This window comes from Leptospira kemamanensis, assembly GCF_004769665.1.
In the GTDB taxonomy this organism is placed as follows: Bacteria; Spirochaetota; Leptospiria; order Leptospirales; family Leptospiraceae; genus Leptospira_A; species Leptospira_A kemamanensis.
Genome location: NZ_RQGG01000034.1, coordinates 1 through 365 on the forward strand (window position 1 = coordinate 1; position 365 = coordinate 365).

Below are 365 nucleotides of genomic sequence, written 5' to 3' on the forward strand. Positions count from 1 at the left end.
AGTTCAGGCGGAGTCCGAGGAGTCTGGACAAGAACTAAGCTTCTTACAAAACACCAACGACTTCTAAGACTCGATCAACATCTTAAAGAGCATCCTATAGAATTAAATGAAAACCAAATAAAGCTACTAGAGAAATTCAATCCTGAATATCGAGATAGGCACATTCAGGCTGATTTTACAGGGGATTTAGTGGCTATGGATACTTTTATGGTAGGAACATTGAAAGGAATAGGAAGAGTCTATTTGCAGACAGTTATTGATTGTCATTCCAGATATGCGTGGGGAACTCTTCACACAACCAAAATGCCGATTACTGCAGTCCAAACTTTGAATAATGAAGTCCTTCCTTTTTTCGAAGAACACAA

1 pseudogene is annotated in these 365 nt (G+C 38.6%); it reads left to right on the top strand.

The features are described 5' to 3' along the window. A pseudogene (locus EHQ59_RS12745) lies at window positions 1-365 on the top strand (IS481 family transposase); the annotation flags it as partial.